Genomic DNA, 14,349 nt, shown 5'->3' on the forward strand with positions numbered 1-14,349 from the left:
CATCGGTATAGAATCTTATATAGACAACTCTTTTCCAATTTCCAAACAAAAAAGACGCAACCATTTAAGCTGCATCTTTAGAAAATATTTAGGAATTGGCTAGCATCCGTTCTAATGCCAACTTGGCATCTTCGGCAATTTCGTTGCTAACTCTAATAATGTTGCGATTTTCAGGATCCCCCAATGTTTCGAGGCTCCAAACTAAATGCGGCAGATCAATGCGGTTCATCGTCAGACACGGACACATTTGTGGATTTAACGAAATAATGTGCTTATCAGGGTGCTGTTGGATAATTCGGTTGACCAGATTCATTTCGGTACCAATTGCCCAGGCTGAACCAGGCTCCGCTTTTTCAATTGTATTAATGATATAGCTAGTAGAACCAGCTTCATCGGCCAGCTCGACTACCTCGCGGCGACATTCCGGATGAACAATAATTTTCATATCTGGAAATTGAACCCGGGTGTCATGGACATTTTGCACCGTAAAATTTTCATGGACTGAGCAATGCCCTTTCCACAAAATGACTTTAATCTTAGAAATGTCCCCTTCATATATAATTGTATCATTTATTGGGTTCCATACAGCCATTTCCTCTGGAGCAATTCCTAAATCAAATGACGTATTACGTCCTAAATGCTGGTCAGGTAAAAACAAGATTCTTTCTTTTTGCTCAAAAGCCCATTTTACCATTGTATGAGCATTGGATGAGGTAACAGTTGCCCCGCCATTTGCCCCAACAAATGCTTTGATCGCGGCGGTCGAGTTGACATAGGTTAATGGAAGAATGGTGTCTCCAAACATTTCGCCAAGCTTAGCCCAGGCACGCTCGGTCTGCTGCAGGTCGGCCATGTCCGCCATAGAGCATCCTGCCCGCATATCAGGAAGAAAAACAGTTTGATTCTGAGTCGTTAAAATATCAGCTGTTTCTGCCATAAAATGTACCCCGCAGAACACGATATATTCTGCTTCTGTGTTCTCAGCTGATAATTGTGCCAATCGCAGCGAATCCCCAGTGGCATCCGCAAATTGAATAACTTCATCTTTTTGATAATGATGCCCTGGTATAAATAACTTGGGACCCAGTTTATTTTTAATTTCCTTTACTCTATCTTCAAGTTCCGTACGTGACATTTGCTTATATTCTTCAGGAATTAGTTGATTTTTTTGCATAGAAGCTAAGATACTCATCTTACTCATCTCCTTTGTGCCAATGCACTTTTACGCTAATATCAAGGGCTTTATAGGAATGGGTTAAAAAGCCAAGGGAAATGTAATCCACATCGATATCGCGATACTCAGCCAAATTACTTAACTGAATCCCACCGGAAGCTTCAGTGATGATTCCTGATGGTACCAGCTTGATAAACTCCTTGATTTCATCAGGTGTGCGGTTATCGAACATGATGATATCAACTCCGGCATTTACCGCTTCTCTTACTTGTTCTGCTGTTTCAACCTCAACTTCTACCTTTACCATATGACCTAATTGGCTGCGGACTGCCTCAACAGCACGGCTAATTGTGCCAGCAAAAGAAATGTGGTTATCCTTAATCATGACTCCATCATATAAACCGAAGCGGTGGTTAAAACCTCCACCAGTTCGAACCGCATACTTCTCTAGCATCCGAAGCCCAGGTGTTGTTTTTCTTGTATCACAAATTTTCGTATGTGCACTGTTTAGTGTTTCTACTGCTTGACGAGTCAGTGTCGCAATGCCACTCATTCGTTGAACAAGGTTAAGAACCACTCGTTCCCCTTTTAATAGGTCTGAAATTTTCCCAGAAACGAGCGCCAGCTGCTGTCCTTTTTGAATCACTTCTCCATCCTTAACCAGAACATTCGTATTGATATCTGGATTTAACAGGTGAAACCCGGTTTTCATTACTTCTTCCCCGCAAAAAATCCCTTCATCCTTGGCAAGGAAGACAATTTCCCCATCTGTCTCCTCCGTAAAAATTAAATCGGTTGTAAGATCCTGTTCTCCTATATCTTCATTAAAAAAACTTTCAAGTTGAGAGCGCAATTTCAGTTTGTTCATGTGACTTCTCCTCATCCCGTCGTTTTTGATGAATCAGTGATTTTCCCAGCCAATTACAATCATCTTCCATTGGATAATCACTTCTATAATGCCCACCGCGGCTTTCTGTCCGCTTCAAAGCTGAATCAGTGATCAACATCGCCGTTTGCAGCATAAATATCCTTGTGATTTCCTTTATCGTTAAAAAATCCAATTCGGAACGTTTTGGCAATGAAAACTGCTCCAGCCATTTTTTTTGAGTGGTTAAAGCGATCTCATTGCGAACAATTCCGACCCGATCCATCATCGACTCTTGTATTTGCTGGATTTCCGGAAGATTGATTTTTGCAGACTTTCGTTGCCCCTGTTCAATAAGATCATGACTAAAGAATGGCTCTGATGGTAACTCATTGATCCACTCCGCTAGTTTTTTTCCTTGATAAAGGCCTTCGAGCAAGGAATTACTTGCTAGTCGATTCGCTCCATGAAGCCCGGTACATGCAGTTTCGCCAATGGCATAAAGGCTTGGTAAAGTGGTTCTTCCAGTCAAATCTGTTTTAACCCCACCCATTAAGAAATGACTTCCCGGGGCAACCGGAATTTTCCCCTTCGATAAATCAAGCCCGTTTTCCTCACAATTCGCCGTAATTGATGGAAAGCGATTTTTAAAATCTTTAATGCTAGTAATATCTAAAAATACGTTTTTACCTTTTTTCAAATAGGTATAAATCGTCTGTGAGACGATGTGTCTAGGGGCAAGGTCTTTATAGGGATGAATTCCTTCCATGATTAGTGTGCCGTCGTCCGTAACTAACCTGGCACCTTCGCCTCGAACTGCTTCAGAGATTAATCCTTTTGTCTCCCCATTTATATATAAAAGTGTTGGATGAAATTGGATGAATTCCATATCAGCTATTTCTGCTCCTGCTTGATAAGCAAGTGCGATGCCATCCCCTGTTACGGTTGATGCGTTGGAAGTATAACTGAATAATTGCCCACATCCACCAGTCGCTAATACAATATGGCTTGCAAAGTAGTGTTCAATCGATTCATCGGAATGTTTTACTTTTACGCCGATACAGCGGTTATTGTCATGATTTAATATCAATTCATACGCGAATGCGTCTTCTTCAATGCTTATGTTATTTGCCAGACGATCTATTAAATAGTCTGTTACCTTTCGGCCGGTAGCATCACCGCCACCATGAACAATCCGATGTTCGCTATGAGCTCCTTCCATGCCCAATTGCAACTGACCGTGTGAATTACAGTCAAAAACATGGCCGCTTTGAGCAATTTCTCGAATTAGCTTTGGCGCCTCAAAAATAATTTGTTTGACCGAATTCGGGTGATTATGGTATCGACCTGCCTCTAAAGTATCATCAAAATGTTTGGAAGGATGGTCGCTTGGGCCTATTGCCGCAGCAATCCCGCCTTGAGCGAGGTAAGAATTGGAATTAGATAGTTGTGACTTTGTGAGAAGTCTCACATTTTTTTGCTTACTAATGTGGACAGCTAGCTGTAATGCCGCTACCCCACTGCCTACAATGATAACATCCGCATTTGTCATGGTATGACCCTCCTGGCTTAACAGGTGTCTTGACACTATATTTACACAGAATTAAACTAAAAACAAGTATAAAATAGTAATTGGAGGGGAATTATGATCTATTTTGATTTTGCAGCCACTACCCCCTTGGACCCTGAAGCTGCTGAAGTTTATGTGAAAGCGGCGACAGACTTTTTTGGTAATTCCAGCAGTCTTCATGATGTTGGCAGTCAGGCCACGACACTTTTAGAACATTGTCGAGCAGAATTGGCTTCTCTATTAGGCATTGATCCAACAAGTCTGTACTTTACAAGCGGAGGATCAGAAGGAAATTTTTTAGCAATCGAAGCATTGTTGTCCGCAAAAGAAAAAGCCGGAAAACATATTATTGCCGGTATGGCCGAGCATTCATCCATATACGGGGTTTTGAATCGGCTTGAGAAAGAAGGCTTTGAAATCACATGGCTTCCGTTCACTTCAGATGGAATTATTGATTTGGACCAGCTTTTACGTGCCATCAGACCTGATACAGTCTTATTGTGTATTCAGCATGTAAACTCGGAAATTGGAACAATTCAGCCAATTGAAGAGATTGGTAGAGCCTGCAGAGAACACAAGATTTTATTTCATAGCGATTTCGTCCAATCCTTTGGAAAAATTGAAATCCGCCAATTTATTCCATTTTTAACCAGCTTTTCTTTTTCCGGACATAAAATATACGGGCCTAAAGGTGTGGGCGGAGTCTATATTCAGCCAGGGGTGGCTTGGCATTCATTTTTTCCGGGGACGTCTCACGAAAAGGGTCTGCGTCCAGGTACAATTAACGTTCCTGGCATTGCTGCTATGGCAACCGCCGCTCAGAAAATCGTTCAGCGCATCCCTGAGAATTTTTTGAAATTCCAGCAACTTAGAGAACAGTTCTTTAAAACACTCGAGCCGATTAAAGACCACATAGTGGTATATCAAGCTAGTGAAAATTCACAGCTTCCTCACATTATCGGCATGCGGATTATTGGAATCGAAGGTCAATGGATGATGCTGGAGTGTAATCGGCTAGGCTATGCAATCTCAACTGGCAGTGCTTGTTCAATGGGGCTTCAAGCACCTTCTAAAGCAGTTCAAGCCTTAGGCGTAGGAAAAGATGCTGCAAAAGGATTCTTCCGGATTTCTTTTGGCCAACACACTACAACTGATGAGGTAGTAAGGCTCGCTTCAGGAATTGTCAGGATCGTTGAAGAGTTTACGAAGTCGACTATTAAAAAATAACAGGAAGTTATGTTAGAATAATGAAACAGAATGCGTTAAAGGAGGAGTTATATGCCGGAACAAAAGAAAATCCTTGGTGAAGAGAGAAGATCTCTCATCCTCCAACTATTGAAGGAAAGCCATGCACCACTTACAGGAAGTGATCTGGCGACAAGAACCAATGTCAGCAGACAAGTGATCGTGGGCGATATTACGTTGTTAAAGGCGAAAAACGAACCGATCATCGCCACTAGTCAAGGATACATGTATTTCAACCCCACTCCAGGGACCCAGTTTTATGAAAGAACCATTGCCTGCCGACATAAGCCTGAAGATACAGAAAAAGAGCTGAATTTATTTGTCGATCATGGGGTAACCGTGAAAGATGTAAAAATCGAGCATGCCGTTTATGGAGACTTGACGGCATCCATCATGGTGTCCAATCGGCAGGAAGTCAAGCAATTCATGGAAAAAATTCTAAGTACCCAGGCCACGTTCCTGTCAGTACTGACAGATGGGATTCATCTGCACACGATCTCTGCTCCAAATGAAGCAACGTTGGATAAAGCTGTAGCTGCTATGAAAGATGCAGGATTTTTAATGGAGTATTGATGGTTTACCCGATTTTTTAAATCGGGTAATTTTTTTTGATTTCTAGAAGGAGGATTCCGGGAAATTTTCGTTTTTCCAGAGAGCTTTTTTGATTATTCCGCGGGTTCTACCGATATTCCCGCGAACTTTTCTATTTATTCCGCGGGTTTTCCTGATATTCCCGCGAGCTTTTCTGTTTATTCCGCGGGTTCTCCCGATCATTCCACTAATATTTACATCTTTTCCGCCAAACTAAAAAAAACCAAGTTGACCAAAGTCAACCCCGGTTTTTTCAATCAAGCTCTACCATTAAGGCAGGATAACTGCCTAGCACCTTCACCCCGCAGCCGAGCGCTTCCAATTCGGCAATGGCTCCTGGAATCAGGACGTCGTCGAGCTTTTCCTCAATATCAATAATAAAAAAGTAATTGCCCATTCCAGTCTTCATCGGTCTGGACTCAATTTTAGAAAGGTTTAATTTGCGCCAGGCAAACGCTGAAAGTACTTGATGAAGGGCTCCGGCTTGATCGGAAGGCAATGTAACCATCAGAGTGGTTTTATAGTGCTCCGAACCACTTAAGGCTTGGAAATCAAATCCTTGTTCTGACAGGACAATAAATTTAGTGTGGTTATAATCAAAATCATGAATATTTCGTTGAACAATCTCTAACCCATATTCTTTCGCTGCATATTCATTTGCAATCGCCGCAGAGTTAACCTCTGGTGAGTTCATCACCATCTGAGCGGCAGCTGCTGTAGAGGAGACATTCTCAATCGATCTGCCTTTGAAGTTTTTATGTAAAAATTTATGGCATTGAGCAATGGCGTGCGAATGACTGTAAATGTGGGTTACTTCTTTCCAACGCAAAGCATTTGCTGGGTGTACCATTAGGTGCTGTTTGACCGGAATCGTAATTTCCCCAACGATCGGAATCTGCGCCACTTGGGTTAAATAATCAAGGGTAACATTCACTGAGCCCTCTAAGGCATTTTCCAACGGAACAACTGCTATTTCAACCTCTTTCTCGACCACACCATCCATACATTCTGAAATCGTCCGAAATGGCTGATGTTCGAATGTTGAAAAAACTTTTTTTACAGGCAGCTCACTGAATGTTGCCTTTGGTCCTAAATATCCTACCTTCATCTCTGTCTACTCCCTTTCTAAAAAAAGCCGGGAAGAGGCTTCGCGGACAAATGTCCGCTATGCGCCTGTTCCCAGCACTTCTACCTTTTCAATAAATTCGAGTCTTCTTAACTCATTCAGCAGTTGGTCCATCTCATGGATCATGCCGGAAGTATTTAATGACAATGTGACATTCGCTCGTCCCTGAAGTGGAATCGTTTGGTGTATCGTCAGAACATTGCAGCCAGAGGTCGCAACAACACTCAAAAGCTTGGACAATGTTCCAGAGCGGTCCTCTAAATGGAAAAATAGTGAAACAATGCTTTCTTTCGAGATTGTTGAAAAAGGATAAACCGTGTCCCGGTATTTATAGAAAGCACTACGACTTAAATCAACCTTTTGTACAGCATCCCCGATGGATTCTGCCTTACCTCTTTCCAGCATATCCTTCGCTTCAATAGTTTTTTTCATCGCCTCAGGCAAAACATCCTCACGAACTAAATAGAACTTTTTCTCAAAATTATCCATGTTTCATCTCTACCTTTAAGGAAACCCTTCTTATTCAATAAATTCAAATTCAAAATCCAATAGCTTTACGATATCTCCGTTTTTTGCTCCTCGTTGTCTCAAGGCATCGTCCACGCCCATACCTCGAAGCTGTCTGGCAAAACGGCGAACGGATTCATCTCTTGTAAAATTGGTCATCTTAAATAGTTTTTCAATTTTATCACCGGATACGACAAACGAACCATCCGGCTCGCGAGTAATGGCAAACCCAATTTCCTCTGCTTCGTGCTTATAAACTACACGATGAACCCCTGTTTCCTCTTCTTCGTGTTCAAGCGGGAATTCAGGTGTATCCTCAATCTTATCTGCAACCGCAAATAACAGCTCACGAAGACCTTTTCTCGTAACTGCGGAGATTGGGAAAATTGGATAATCCTCTTGCAGTTGTTCTTTAAACTTTTGCAGATTTTCCTCCGCTTCAGGCATATCCATTTTATTGGCTACGATGATTTGTGGACGTTCGGTCAGTCGAAGATTGTACTCTTTTAATTCCCGATTAATCGTCAAATAATCCTCGTATGGGTCACGGCCTTCCGTTGCTGCCATATCAATTACATGGACGATGACTCTTGTCCGTTCGATATGACGTAAAAATTGGTGTCCTAAACCGACTCCTGCATGTGCCCCTTCAATTAAACCAGGAAGGTCTGCCATGACAAAGCTTCTGCCGTCATCGGTTTCTACCATACCCAGATTGGGGACAATCGTGGTGAAATGGTATTCTGCGATTTTCGGTTTTGCCGAAGAGACGACTGATAAAAGCGTTGATTTTCCGACGCTTGGGAACCCGACAAGACCGACATCAGCTAACAATTTAAGCTCTAAAATAACGTCTCGCTCTTGACCTGGTTCACCATTTTCGGCTAATTCAGGAGCTGGATTAGCCGGAGTGGCAAAACGGGTATTGCCTCGTCCACCTCGGCCTCCCTTTGCAATGACTGCTCTTTGTCCATGCTCCACCAAGTCTGCTAAAACTTCTTTCGTTTCGGCATCCATTACAACTGTACCTGGTGGCACTTTTACAATCATATCCTTGGAGTTTCTGCCATGTTGGTTTTTCGACATTCCATGCTCACCGCGAGTCGCCTTAAAATGCCGTTGATAGCGGAAATCCATCAATGTTCTCAGGCCCTCATTTACTTCAAAAACAACGTCTGCGCCTTTTCCGCCATCCCCACCAGCTGGACCGCCTTTAGGAACATATTTTTCTCTGCGGAACGCGACCATTCCATTACCGCCGTCTCCGCCTTTTACATATATCTTAACTTGATCGACAAACATTTAAATCCTCCCGTCGTACGACAAAAATGACTGATGATTGCGACGAGATCGCAGGGTTTTTTACAATTTTGGCATAAAAACCTCAAATGCGAGTTCGCTTTCGGTAAATTCCTTTGTCACCAATCCCAGTTCTACTGAATTCGGTGTCTTAAGGAATTTTTCAATCAGTTCCTTACTTCTTATTATTCCGCTAAAATCGAAAAAGAAACGAAATCCTTCCGGTTCCAGCTTAATGGTAATCGATAAATGATTTTCATGAAAGGTTTCAATCGCTTGATCCAAACACGAAAAAAATGAGGTTGTCCAATCCGTAATCATGACATCATTAATCTTAGCGACCTCAGTATCTTGCAATACCTCGTAATCAAGCAGGAAGGAGTGAGTTTCCCAATTTGTTTTTAGCAAGACTTCCGCAAAACACGGTATATGCAAATTAGATAGATTGGTCTCATGTTGAGCTTCAATAATGATTTCATTGATGACTTCTTTGGTCCGTTCAATTCGATTTAAATCAAGATTCCCCTTGATTATTTGAAGCTTATTCAGCCAATCATGGCGCGAGTGCCTAAGCACTTCAATAAGATTCCATTGTTTCTCCATTTTAACGCTCCAATTCATTTGTCAGAAAACCGTTGTTTTCAATTAGTATATCAAAAAACTAACCATGAGTAAGCATTTTTAGTGAATGAATTCTATGGAAGAGGTGAAATTTAGCTTCGATGAGGAAAATGTGAAGATCCAATGGAAGATTTTACCTCTTTAACTAAAAAGAAAACTCTAACCGGTTAGGTTAGAGTTTCCTAAGAACTTTACGCTTCTTGAGCTACTGGATAAACGCTCACTTTTTTGCGGTCACGGCCCATACGTTCAAATTTAACAACGCCGTCGATTTTAGCAAAAAGAGTGTCGTCTCCGCCACGGCCAACGTTTTCACCTGGGTAAATCTTAGTACCGCGTTGACGGTAAAGAATAGAACCACCAGATACGAATTGTCCGTCTGCACGCTTAGCACCAAGGCGCTTTGCGATAGAGTCACGTCCGTTCTTTGTAGAACCTACTCCCTTTTTAGATGCAAACAACTGAAGATCTAATTTTAATAACATTTAGTCCACCTCCTGCTTTTTGAAGGTAATTTTTATGTGCTTACCGTATTCTTCTTCAATCGTTCTAAGCGAGACAGCCATGCCTTCTAAGAGCAATTGTACCTTCTCATTGATGTCCTCCGGAATATAATCCGGCAACACACAGCGGAGAAGGCCGCTTCCATGATCGATTTCAGGAGTGATACCCGTAAGTTCATGCACAGCATTGACTGCACCGACTGATACAGCAGATACACCTGAACAAACTATATCCTTCCCTCGATCGGCGAAAAATGCATGACCACTGATTTCGAAAGATTGAATCAATCCGGATTTCGTACGATTAATCGTAACTTGAATCATCTTTTTTTCAACACCTTACGCGTTGATTTTTTCGATGACTACTTTAGTGTAAGGTTGACGATGACCTTGTTTTTTACGGTTGTTCTTCTTAGCTTTGTACTTGAAGACAATGATTTTCTTTTGACGGCCTTGTTTTTCAACTTTAGCTGTAACTGTAGCACCTGCAACAACAGGACTTCCTACTTTTACATTTTCACCGCCAACGAAAAGAACCTTGTCAAAAGTAACAGTTTCGCCAGCTTCTGCATTTAGCTTTTCAATGTAGATAGCTTGACCTTCTTCAACTTTTAGTTGCTTACCGCCAGTTTCGATAATTGCGTACATAACTGCACCTCCTTATTAACTCAGACTCGCCAAAAACAGGCGGCTTGCCAATAGCAAACTCTTACTACCTGCAATGCGCGGTTGTAGCACGGGTGCTACAAACATAACATTAAAATCCTACCACAATTTCGGCCCAAGTGTCAATAGCATTCGCCAGCTTTTTGGGTAATCTCTGATTCCGTTCCGAACTGTTTAATAAGATAATAGGGTTTACTTGTTGCAGTGGTCGTAAAGCACAACTTCATATGTAACAAATCTTCCAACACCTGTCTATGAATCTCATTATCACCCAACAAGGCGGCTTTCACTTCGTTCGTCGTCTCAATTAACACAGCCTCATAATCGGAATGCCTATGTTCTAGCAGTTCTCTTTCCATTTGGAATGCAACTGTTTCTGAGCTTAAGACCCTGCCAGTACCCTCACACACCGAACATTTTACCTGCAAATTCTCAGACAACGTCACCTTTGTTTTTTTTCTTGTTAGCTGGAGAATTCCAAGGGGAGTATATCCAATTAATTTTGTCCGCTTCTCATCTTTTAACAATTCTTTTTCGATTGTTTCAAGAATGGCTTTCCGATCTTGCTCCTGTTTCATATTAATAAAATCAATGAGGACGATCCCTCCGATATCACGAAGGCGCAGCTGATGCAGTGTCTCTCTTGCAGCGAGTTGATTCGTTTTCAGCACGGTGTCCTGGTAATCGGATTTTCCAGAGAATTTCCCGGTATTTACATCCACAATTGTTAGTGCCTCTGTTTCATCAAAAATTAAATAAGCCCCATTTTCAAGCCACACCATTCTTTTTAACGCTTTTTCTATGGCATGCTCAACCTTGTAGGTAGAAAATATATTTTCTTTATCCTTGTAATAAGTAACGTTCAGTTTTGGATATTTCGCTTGCATGATTTTTTTTAGATGTAAGTCATCAACAATTACTTCTCCAGCAGTCATTCTCTCTGCCTGTTCAAAAATTATTTCAGTAAAGCTATCCTTTTGAAAAATGATTCCTGGCTTTTTCATTAATGCGGCATTCCGCACCATGATTTGATACCTCTCCCTCAACTGGGACAACTCCGTGATGAGCTCTTCTTCTGTACTGCTAATACTGGTGGTTCGAAAAATAAGACCTTCCTGCTCCATTTTGTACTGATTTGCAAAGTTTCGGAGAGAAGCGGATTTTTGTATGTCTTGAATTTTTTTTGAAACAGCAATGTAGTGACCGTTTGGCAAATAAATAAGGTTGGTCCCTTGAAATTCAATGATGCCGGTCAGTTTAGGTCCTTTTGTTCCAGTGGCATCCTTTTCAACTTGGACGAACAATTTTTCACCTTGATGAACATAGGCGGTGACGGTTTTCTGTTTATCCTCTGATGCTACAAAAGAAGGGAGCTGATCCCGGTGAAGGTATCCATTTTTGCCTTCCCCGATATCAACAAAAACAGCATTCATTCCAGGTAGTACTTTTGAAACAGTCCCAAAATAAATATTACCGACCAGGGAACGATGCTCTGGTCGGTCAAAGACGAGTTTTTCCACTCGACTATTTTGTAGATAGGCTAATCTTTTTTCCCTGGATACTAGGTTCACAATTAACATTTCCAACTTTAGCGTCCTCACTTTTTTCTTAATATCTCTATTATAGCCATTTAATATAAAAAAAGTAGGTCGCTAATTTTATCAGTGAGTCGTTTTTCTGCAAAATAAGCATGGAGAACCTCATTTTCGTCTAATGTTCCCTTCTCCCTGCCCTCGGATTCCACAATAATAGGATGCTTGCAGCCACGTTGAAATTTCTCCAGTACATCAATCAATAGCTCTTGTTCATTTGCCTGGATGGGTTTTAATCCCCCCAGGTCTGGAGTCTTTCCATAATACCGCTCCAGCAAAAAACGGATAAATATATATCGGCGCTGTTTCCACTCATAATAGAGCGAAAAAAACAAAAAGGCCGTTATCACCCAAACATTTAGGTGTAAAGGTGCTTTTAATAGGGTAATCATAGAAAAAACACATAAACTGAAAAATGACAAAATGAGCGTGAATCGATGCGCATTCGTAAAGGAATGTGCAGTGGATAAAAACAGAAACACTAATTTCCCACCATCAAGCGGCCAAATCGGAAATAAATTAAACAAGAGGATCATGATATTAAATTGAAGGAACAAACGATAGAGATCATCGGGAACAAGGTTGAATTGCAGCAACCCATAGGCTGCCGCCATCATCCATAGATGCTGCAGGGGACCAGCTAAAACTACTATTGCCTCTTCTCTTAAAGGGCGATTCCCGTGCTCATCCATTTCTGCCACTCCACCAAAGGGGAGAAGCGAGATTTTTTTGATTCTCCAGGAAAAAAAAGAAGCCGCCACCGCATGCCCCATTTCATGAACAAAAATAATGCCTAACAGTAAACAAACCTCAAGGAAATGGGCTGTTGCGATGGAGAGGCCCACCACGATCCACAATAATGGATGAATATAGACAAGACGAAGTAATGAAATCATTCTATTCAAGTCGGATCACCTTGATTGGGTCTATAAATTGATCCCCTTTTTTGACTGCAAAATAATACTTTCCCTTCGTTTTGTCTTCACCGCTTGTTTCAGATACGGTTCCTACCACAGCGCTTTTTTCAATATATTCATATAGTTTTACCTTGATGGTTCCCAAATTTCCATACCATGTTTCCGTTTGGTCGGAGTGCTGAATAATGACGGTTTTCCCAAGCCCTTCTTTTTCACCCACAAAGCGGACAAATCCATCATTTATGGCTTGTACCGCGGCTCCCTTGGAGGTTTCTATCATGATCCCCTGGCCATTTTTTTCAAAGTTTTCAAGTATTTTCCCAGAAACCTCCACAGCACCTTTTTGAACTTCAACCTTTTCAGCTGCCTTTTTATCATCAGAAAATGGTAATAGGGCCAATGGCTTTCCAAATTTATCTTCATACCATTTAGATACCACGGCAAACTTAAAGTCTTGATCCATTGTTTTTAGCACTACAGTCCGTGCAGGTTCAAACGTAGCTGAATGGTTCCTAAAAAGTATAGCCACGGCTAAAAACAACAAAACGGAGGCTAATATTTTGAAAAAAAATACTTCCTTTTTAAATAAGGGATGTCCATCATCTCCATCACTGCCATAGGATGGAGAAATATAATTATATTCGTACTTTTCATCGTCACCTGGCCAATATATTTGGCGCTCTGGTGTTTTTGCAGATGTTCCATTTTCTCTTTTCCTCTTGGCGATTCGCCGCCGAATTTCATCCGGTGTAGACCGCGCCATACTCATCAACCCTTTTCCCAGTTTGTACAAGTCTATGAGAGGTTTTCCTGGAGTATGACAGAAACTAAAAAATGCCTGTCCACTATTTTAATGGACAGGCAGAGAATTAACGGACACCAAAGAACTTTTTCAGTTTTGAAAACATCCCTTTTTCTGAATCCTCAAGCGGTTGCAACGGGATGGATTCTCCCAAAATTCTTCTTGCAATATTACGGTAGGCAATGGATGCCTTGCTATTTGGATTTAATGCGATTGGCTCCCCATGATTGGAAGCTTTAATGACCTCATCGTCATCAGCGACAATACCAATTAATCCAATAGATAAATGCTGGGTAATTTCATCAATATCCAGCATATCTCCACTTTTCATCATATGATTGCGAATGCGGTTCACCACTAATTTAGGCGGCTCCATATTTTTTTCCTTTTCAAGCAACCCAATAATTCGGTCTGCATCGCGAACGGCTGAAACCTCCGGCGTCGTTACGACGATGGCTTTATCTGCCCCTGCGACGGCATTTTTATAGCCTTGTTCAATTCCTGCCGGGCAGTCAATAATAATATAGTCATAATCCTGTTTTAACTCTTCAACCAGTTCCTTCATTTGCTCTGGTTTAACGGCAGATTTATCTACCGTTTGAGCTGCAGGAAGCAAGTATAATAATCCATCAAAACGTTTATCCTTCACTAAAGCCTGATGAATCTTACATCTCTTTTCTACTACATCCACGAGATCATAAATGATTCGATTCTCTAACCCCATTACGACATCCAAGTTTCGAAGGCCGATGTCTGTATCCACTAAACATACTTTTTTGCCTTGAAGGGCTAATGCGGTGCCAATATTAGCAGTGGTTGTTGTTTTGCCTACTCCGCCCTTACCGGATGTAATTACTATAGCTTCTCCCAC

Annotated in this window: 16 protein-coding genes and 1 other annotated feature; of the genes, 2 read left to right on the top strand and 14 right to left on the bottom strand. The window is 41.5% G+C overall.

Annotated features, from left to right (window positions below):
- Positions 1 to 88: 88 nt before the first annotated feature.
- The 3 genes from nadA to nadB are packed head-to-tail and all read right to left on the bottom strand — an operon-like array spanning position 89 to position 3,591.
- A complete protein-coding gene (gene nadA, locus ACI3K6_RS15115; RefSeq protein WP_435555457.1) occupies positions 89 to 1,192 on the bottom strand; it encodes a quinolinate synthase NadA in 1,104 nt (367 codons plus the stop codon).
- A 1-nt stretch (position 1,193) separates the two neighbouring features.
- Positions 1,194 to 2,042 (bottom strand): carboxylating nicotinate-nucleotide diphosphorylase, encoded by an 849-nt coding sequence (gene nadC / locus ACI3K6_RS15120; RefSeq protein WP_435555458.1) that lies wholly within the window; start codon positions 2,040 to 2,042, stop codon positions 1,194 to 1,196.
- A complete protein-coding gene (nadB, locus tag ACI3K6_RS15125; protein WP_435555459.1) occupies positions 2,011 to 3,591 on the bottom strand; it encodes an L-aspartate oxidase in 1,581 nt (526 codons plus the stop codon). The genes nadC and nadB overlap by 32 nt, the downstream gene beginning before the upstream one ends.
- Positions 3,592 to 3,684: 93 nt before the next feature.
- Here nadB and ACI3K6_RS15130 point away from each other — a divergent pair, with 93 nt between their 5' ends.
- Together ACI3K6_RS15130 and ACI3K6_RS15135 are read left to right on the top strand one after the other, a co-directional pair.
- Complete coding sequence (locus ACI3K6_RS15130; RefSeq protein ID WP_435555460.1) at positions 3,685 to 4,836, top strand: IscS subfamily cysteine desulfurase; 1,152 nt, start codon at positions 3,685 to 3,687, stop codon at positions 4,834 to 4,836.
- 51 nt (positions 4,837 to 4,887) lie between these two features.
- Positions 4,888 to 5,427, top strand: coding sequence for a transcription repressor NadR (locus ACI3K6_RS15135; protein WP_335474984.1), 540 nt, complete (start codon positions 4,888 to 4,890; stop codon positions 5,425 to 5,427).
- A gap of 271 nt (positions 5,428 to 5,698) precedes the next feature.
- On the opposite strand, the gene pheA is transcribed toward ACI3K6_RS15135, so the two are convergent.
- From pheA to minD, 11 genes are all read right to left on the bottom strand, one after another.
- Positions 5,699 to 6,553, bottom strand: a complete 855-nt coding sequence (gene pheA / locus ACI3K6_RS15140) for a prephenate dehydratase (RefSeq protein WP_335474986.1) — start codon at positions 6,551 to 6,553, stop codon at positions 5,699 to 5,701.
- A gap of 57 nt (positions 6,554 to 6,610) precedes the next feature.
- On the bottom strand, positions 6,611 to 7,060 hold the full coding sequence (locus ACI3K6_RS15145; RefSeq protein ID WP_335474989.1) for an ACT domain-containing protein: 450 nt from the start codon (positions 7,058 to 7,060) through the stop codon (positions 6,611 to 6,613).
- Between the two features lie 30 nt (positions 7,061 to 7,090).
- Positions 7,091 to 8,380, bottom strand: a complete 1,290-nt coding sequence (obgE, locus tag ACI3K6_RS15150; RefSeq protein WP_435555461.1) for a GTPase ObgE — start codon at positions 8,378 to 8,380, stop codon at positions 7,091 to 7,093.
- Positions 8,381 to 8,440: 60 nt separating this feature from the next.
- A complete protein-coding gene (locus ACI3K6_RS15155) occupies positions 8,441 to 8,980 on the bottom strand; it encodes a Spo0B C-terminal domain-containing protein (protein ID WP_435555462.1) in 540 nt (179 codons plus the stop codon).
- Positions 8,981 to 9,189: 209 nt separating this feature from the next.
- Positions 9,190 to 9,483 (bottom strand): 50S ribosomal protein L27, encoded by a 294-nt coding sequence (gene rpmA, locus ACI3K6_RS15160; RefSeq protein ID WP_335474995.1) that lies wholly within the window; start codon positions 9,481 to 9,483, stop codon positions 9,190 to 9,192.
- Positions 9,484 to 9,825 carry a ribosomal-processing cysteine protease Prp gene (locus ACI3K6_RS15165; RefSeq protein ID WP_435555463.1) on the bottom strand — a complete coding sequence of 114 codons (342 nt, stop codon included), beginning with the start codon at positions 9,823 to 9,825 and terminating at the stop codon, positions 9,484 to 9,486.
- A gap of 15 nt (positions 9,826 to 9,840) precedes the next feature.
- Entirely contained in the window at positions 9,841 to 10,149 is a 309-nt protein-coding gene (gene rplU, locus ACI3K6_RS15170) for a 50S ribosomal protein L21 (RefSeq protein ID WP_335474999.1), read from the bottom strand.
- A gap of 12 nt (positions 10,150 to 10,161) precedes the next feature.
- Positions 10,162 to 10,242 (bottom strand) — a sequence feature (ribosomal protein L21 leader region).
- Positions 10,243 to 10,289: 47 nt separating this feature from the next.
- Complete coding sequence (locus ACI3K6_RS15175) at positions 10,290 to 11,747, bottom strand: Rne/Rng family ribonuclease (RefSeq protein ID WP_435555519.1); 1,458 nt, start codon at positions 11,745 to 11,747, stop codon at positions 10,290 to 10,292.
- Positions 11,748 to 11,797: 50 nt separating this feature from the next.
- The gene (locus ACI3K6_RS15180; RefSeq protein ID WP_435555464.1) at positions 11,798 to 12,664 is read right to left on the bottom strand and encodes a M50 family metallopeptidase; all 867 of its coding nucleotides are present in this window, start codon (positions 12,662 to 12,664) and stop codon (positions 11,798 to 11,800) included.
- A complete protein-coding gene (locus tag ACI3K6_RS15185; protein WP_435555465.1) occupies positions 12,657 to 13,445 on the bottom strand; it encodes a peptidoglycan DD-metalloendopeptidase family protein in 789 nt (262 codons plus the stop codon). The genes ACI3K6_RS15180 and ACI3K6_RS15185 overlap by 8 nt, the downstream gene beginning before the upstream one ends.
- A 100-nt stretch (positions 13,446 to 13,545) precedes the next feature.
- Complete coding sequence (gene minD / locus ACI3K6_RS15190) at positions 13,546 to 14,349, bottom strand: septum site-determining protein MinD (RefSeq protein WP_435555466.1); 804 nt, start codon at positions 14,347 to 14,349, stop codon at positions 13,546 to 13,548.

The sequence above is a fragment of the Neobacillus solisequens genome, assembly GCF_051233465.1.
Lineage (GTDB): Bacteria > Bacillota > Bacilli > Bacillales > Cytobacillaceae > Neobacillus.

Bases quoted from the DNA above. Each gene is read 5' to 3' on its own strand.
- nadA (WP_435555457.1), bottom strand. From the start codon at position 1,192: ATGAGTATCTTAGCTTCTATGCAAAAAAATCAACTAATTCCTGAAGAA.
- nadC (WP_435555458.1), bottom strand. From the start codon at position 2,042: ATGAACAAACTGAAATTGCGCTCTCAACTTGAAAGTTTTTTTAATGAA.
- nadB (WP_435555459.1), bottom strand. From the start codon at position 3,591: ATGACAAATGCGGATGTTATCATTGTAGGCAGTGGGGTAGCGGCATTA.
- ACI3K6_RS15130 (WP_435555460.1), top strand. From the start codon at position 3,685: ATGATCTATTTTGATTTTGCAGCCACTACCCCCTTGGACCCTGAAGCT.
- ACI3K6_RS15135 (WP_335474984.1), top strand. From the start codon at position 4,888: ATGCCGGAACAAAAGAAAATCCTTGGTGAAGAGAGAAGATCTCTCATC.
- pheA (WP_335474986.1), bottom strand. From the start codon at position 6,553: ATGAAGGTAGGATATTTAGGACCAAAGGCAACATTCAGTGAGCTGCCT.
- ACI3K6_RS15145 (WP_335474989.1), bottom strand. From the start codon at position 7,060: ATGGATAATTTTGAGAAAAAGTTCTATTTAGTTCGTGAGGATGTTTTG.
- obgE (WP_435555461.1), bottom strand. From the start codon at position 8,380: ATGTTTGTCGATCAAGTTAAGATATATGTAAAAGGCGGAGACGGCGGT.
- ACI3K6_RS15155 (WP_435555462.1), bottom strand. From the start codon at position 8,980: ATGGAGAAACAATGGAATCTTATTGAAGTGCTTAGGCACTCGCGCCAT.
- rpmA (WP_335474995.1), bottom strand. From the start codon at position 9,483: ATGTTATTAAAATTAGATCTTCAGTTGTTTGCATCTAAAAAGGGAGTA.
- ACI3K6_RS15165 (WP_435555463.1), bottom strand. From the start codon at position 9,825: ATGATTCAAGTTACGATTAATCGTACGAAATCCGGATTGATTCAATCT.
- rplU (WP_335474999.1), bottom strand. From the start codon at position 10,149: ATGTACGCAATTATCGAAACTGGCGGTAAGCAACTAAAAGTTGAAGAA.
- ACI3K6_RS15175 (WP_435555519.1), bottom strand. From the start codon at position 11,747: ATGTTAATTGTGAACCTAGTATCCAGGGAAAAAAGATTAGCCTATCTA.
- ACI3K6_RS15185 (WP_435555465.1), bottom strand. From the start codon at position 13,445: ATGAGTATGGCGCGGTCTACACCGGATGAAATTCGGCGGCGAATCGCC.